At 40.7% G+C, this 4,154-nt stretch carries 5 protein-coding genes; 2 read left to right on the forward strand and 3 right to left on the reverse strand.

Annotated features, from left to right (window positions below):
• Positions 1-196: 196 nt before the first annotated feature.
• The gene (locus O9290_RS24620; protein ID WP_002737239.1) at positions 197-448 is read right to left on the reverse strand and encodes a BolA family protein; all 252 of its coding nucleotides are present in this window, start codon (positions 446-448) and stop codon (positions 197-199) included.
• A 71-nt stretch (positions 449-519) separates the two neighbouring features.
• Positions 520-1,167 (reverse strand): hypothetical protein, encoded by a 648-nt coding sequence (locus O9290_RS24625; protein ID WP_002760602.1) that lies wholly within the window; start codon positions 1,165-1,167, stop codon positions 520-522.
• Positions 1,168-1,397: 230 nt separating this feature from the next.
• Between O9290_RS24625 and O9290_RS24630 the strand changes: the two genes are divergently transcribed.
• Complete coding sequence (locus O9290_RS24630) at positions 1,398-1,961, forward strand: Uma2 family endonuclease (protein WP_288059576.1); 564 nt, start codon at positions 1,398-1,400, stop codon at positions 1,959-1,961.
• 5 nt (positions 1,962-1,966) lie between these two features.
• The gene (locus O9290_RS24635) at positions 1,967-2,536 is read left to right on the forward strand and encodes a Uma2 family endonuclease (RefSeq protein WP_288059578.1); all 570 of its coding nucleotides are present in this window, start codon (positions 1,967-1,969) and stop codon (positions 2,534-2,536) included.
• Between the two features lie 58 nt (positions 2,537-2,594).
• Here the strand turns inward: O9290_RS24635 and O9290_RS24640 are convergent, their stop codons facing one another.
• The gene (locus O9290_RS24640; protein ID WP_288059584.1) at positions 2,595-3,605 is read right to left on the reverse strand and encodes a hypothetical protein; all 1,011 of its coding nucleotides are present in this window, start codon (positions 3,603-3,605) and stop codon (positions 2,595-2,597) included.
• Positions 3,606-4,154 lie beyond the last annotated feature (549 nt).

A 4,154-nucleotide genomic window follows, 5' to 3' on the forward strand; every position in this document is an offset into this window, starting at 1 on the left:
TCGGCGGGGGGATCCCCCTTGAAACGGGGGGGGCCGATCGGCGGGGGGATCCCCCTTGATAAGGGGGGTGCCGATAGGCGGGGGGATCCCCCTTGATAAGGGGGGTGCCGATAGGCGGGGGGATCCCCCCTTAATCCCCCCTTAATAAGGGGGGTGTCTGACAACTTTTAACACCTACCTACTTAACTGATAACTGTTATTTTTCTGCTGCCCAACTGTCGGGAGTGTAGGTTTTTAATGCCAAAGCATGGATGGCTTCGGTAGCCAGTGCCGATTGTAAAGCGCCATAAACCATTTGATGCTGTTTAACGCGGGTTTTGCCGGCAAATTCGCCAGAAATAACCACCGCTTCCAAATGATCGCCACCTCCCGTTAAATCCCGAATCATCACCTGTGCATCGGGGATTTGTTCTTGAATCATCGCTTCTACTTGGCGAAAGTCAACCATCGTAACTCCTCAAAAGAATTAAAGATACTCTGATCCCATTGTTACCGAAAGCTCGTCAATGGGGACAAAATTTACTGCTGTGGGGGGGAGTTGTTAGGAGTTGCGGAGGTGGGAGTCGGTGCGGAGATGGGTGTACTGACAAATCCCATCTCGTAGAGTTGTTGATAGCTTTTTTGTCCTAATTCACTGGTGGGGTTTTGGGATTGAATCACCTGAATTAACAAAGGAACCGCCAATTCTGGCTGATTTTGCGCCCTATGGACCAAAGCAAGCTGATAGGTGGCTTCATCCCGCAGTTGTCCGGTGTTTAAAGCACTTTGACGCTGAGAATCGAATACTTTCGGGTCAATTCCTGAGAAACTATTAGCTAATTGCAGATGATAGTTAGATAGTTGGTTAAAAATCCGACGCGCTTGATTGAGTTTGTCCACAGCGACATCGTATTTAGCGGCATTAATAGCGGCGTTCGCTTCTTCCACTAAACGTTGTCCCCCCTGAAGACTCAGGACACTATCGGCTTGATTTAAGGGTTTTAATTCGTTAGGATCGCTGGTGGGATTGTTAGAGTCGGGGGTTTGTGCTTGTCCGTCAGGTGCGATCGCTATGACTAAACCGATCACCAGAGTGAGCAGATAAATTAAACTATAAGGCTGTTTTCGCTTAACCATAAAATTTCTCGACTTAATGTTCCTGATGGGAACGGCTATTTTTTCTAACATCGACAACTGACCTATAGTAGCTTTTTTGGGGCAGTTTCGATCCGACCCCAGCTTTCTAGACGTTAGATTTAGCGGTTTTGTCGCCATGGCAAGCGCTGATTTTTCCCGAAGAATCAGTACAAGTCCCCAAAAAGTTAGTTTATCCCCCCGATTAATGGTTTAAACACCGATAATTCCCCCCTTGCAAGGCTGTCCAGATAGAATAAAGAGAAAGTAGGAGTTTAGTTAAAATGTCTTTATCGCTGATTACCCGTAAGTTTACGGTGGAAGAATACGAAAAAATGGCAACCGAGGGAATAATCAAACCCGATGAAAAAGTGGAATTAATTCGAGGAGAAATTATCAAAATGTCACCGATGGGAACTCGTCATGCTTCTAGTATAGATAGATTAATACAATTATTCTATCAAAAATTAGGACAGAAAATTATTCTCAGGGTGCAAAATCCGATTAGATTAAATAATAATTCTCAACCAGAACCAGATTTAAGTTTACTAATACCTCGAGCGGATTTTTATGTTGCTGCCCATCCCTGTCCTCAAGATATCTATTTAATTATTGAAATTTCTGATTCTACCCTCGATTATGATCGCTATACTAAAATCCCTCTTTATGCGGAAGCAAATATTCAAGAAGTTTGGATTGTCAATCTCAAGGAAGAATGTTTAGAAGTTTATCGCCATCCGCTGCAGGGTAGTTATCAAAATATTCAGAAATACTCTATAAATGAGAGGGTTTTTATGACATCTTTTCCCGATATAGAATTCACTATTGCAGAAATATTAGGAGTGTAGTTAAAATGTCTTTATCACTGATTACCCGTAAGTTTACGGTGGAAGAATACGAAAAAATGACAACCCAGGGAATAATCAAACCCGATGAAAAAGTGGAATTAATTCGAGGAGAAATTATCAAAATGTCACCGATGGGAACCCGTCATGCTGCCTGTATAGCTAGATTAACACAGTTATTTTATCGAAAATTTGGCGATCTTATTCTCTTAGGAGTACAAAATCCGATTAGATTAAATAATAATTCTCAACCAGAACCAGATTTAAGTTTACTAATACCTCGAGCGGATTTTTATGTTGCTGCCTATCCTTGTCCTCAAGATATTTATTTAATTATTGAAGTTTCCGATTCTACCCTCGATTATGATCGCTATACTAAAATCCCTCTTTATGCAGAAGCAAATATTAAAGAGGTTTGGATTATCAATCTCAAGGAGGAATGTTTAGAAGTTTATCGCCATCCGCTGCATGGTAGTTATCAAGCTATTCAGAAATATTATCGAGGTGAAAGTATTTTTATTGAATCCTTTCCAGAAATAGAGTTAACTTTAATTGAAATACTCGGTAATATTTATTAAATTAAATTCTAGAGCGTTTATCATACCATTTTCTTTATTTCTGGCAGGCATCCTACTATTATTTTTCTAAGAGATGGCGGTACTTTTCTCCGAGATTTTCCGTTGCTTTGGTTAATTTCCCCTTTTCGTCTAGGATAGGCAGTTTCATGATTTCCGATGAAGCTTTAATTAAAAGTAGTACCTCCCGAAACTTGGCCACATCTTCCTCTAGATGAGGATTAAAATTAGCTCGTGACTCCAGTTCGGTTAAACTCTGAATAGCTCTACTATTCAGACTATTAACGAGGTATTGTAACTCCTTAATTCTGCGCTGAACTTGTCCTAAAAAACTCTTACTTTTATCTAACTGAGCTATTTTATTATTCACTTCCTTGGCGTATTCGATAGCTTTAGTTAGGGCTTTTTTCCCTTCTCCTCCTAAGACAAAACCACCAATCATTAAAGCAGGTCCAACGGTAATACCTCCTAAAACCACTGTTCCCAAAGCCATACCACCACCACCGGCAGCTAAAGAACCACCTCCTAACCATGCTAAGGTAGCATTCCAAGCGGCTGCCCCACTAAGTCCACTAATTGCTGTTCCTGTACTAGCAGTACCGAAAAGACCAATTAATCCTAGGGTTCCCTGACTGGCTGCCGAGGCGACTCCCACTACTTTTAAACCCCCCACAGCCAAACTTTGCGCGTCTAACACTTCTGCTTTAAATTCCTTGAATTGTTGGGTAGAAAATCCCTCAAACCCTTCTAAGAAGCGTTGATGGAATTGGGAGGAATTTTGACCAATTCTTTGACTATTTCTTTGATCAATTCTGCTAATAAACTTAACAAATCTGCCGATAGTGTTGATTTTGACATTAATTTGCAGTTGACCGTATTCTTCCGCAAATTTTTGGGTAGCTTGAAACTTTTTTTCTAGGGATTTATTGGCTTTTTTATATCTTTGTTCGGCACTTTTGCCAATTTTTTCCGCCTTTTGTAGCTTAGAGACACCATCAGCACCGGCACTAACACCCACACCAGCAGTAACTAAGGCCGCCGCACCAAGAATAATCGGGATAATAAAGATCATGACCGAAAAGCTCCTAGTCTATTCAGTTTTCTCAAATTCTACCAACATAGTTAAAAAAAAATCAAGGAGGTGCATCTCACACTTGCAGAAATACCGACAATCAGCAATTATCAGTGACTCTTAAATTATGGCTCTTCTCGACTTTGTGTGATAATTTTTGCTTATGAAATCGTGAAATGTTTACTGGGAAAGACTTTTAGGACTATTTTGTTAAATAAACTATCAGTATAGACCTCATTTCCACACAGAAACCAGAAGAGCCTAAATTAGGACTTGCTGAATAATGGTAAAACCCTTTGAAAATAAGGCTTTTGACCTGTTAAAATCTGATGTTAGTGCAAGAAAATAGGATTGGGACATTCAAAAACCTTGCATTATTCTCCTCATAGTACACAAACTGGTACAAAAAAAGAGGGCAACAAAGCCTGAAACGACCGACTCCTGACTCCTGACTCCTGACTCCTACCCCCACGAAAAACTTTTTCAGCAAACCCTAAATTATTACAGATGCGTCAGCGGCTGCCTGTAAGCATCCCACCGAAAAACTAA

Origin of the sequence: Microcystis sp. LE19-41.2A (assembly GCF_027530405.1) — a bacterium.
GTDB lineage: Bacteria > Cyanobacteriota > Cyanobacteriia > Cyanobacteriales > Microcystaceae > Microcystis > Microcystis aeruginosa.

Coding starts and splice junctions, on each gene's coding strand:
- O9290_RS24620 (WP_002737239.1), bottom strand. CDS start 448: ATGGTTGACTTTCGCCAAGTAGAAGCGATGATTCAAGAACAAATCCCC.
- O9290_RS24625 (WP_002760602.1), bottom strand. CDS start 1,167: ATGTTAGAAAAAATAGCCGTTCCCATCAGGAACATTAAGTCGAGAAAT.
- O9290_RS24630 (WP_288059576.1), top strand. CDS start 1,398: ATGTCTTTATCGCTGATTACCCGTAAGTTTACGGTGGAAGAATACGAA.
- O9290_RS24635 (WP_288059578.1), top strand. CDS start 1,967: ATGTCTTTATCACTGATTACCCGTAAGTTTACGGTGGAAGAATACGAA.
- O9290_RS24640 (WP_288059584.1), bottom strand. CDS start 3,605: ATGATCTTTATTATCCCGATTATTCTTGGTGCGGCGGCCTTAGTTACT.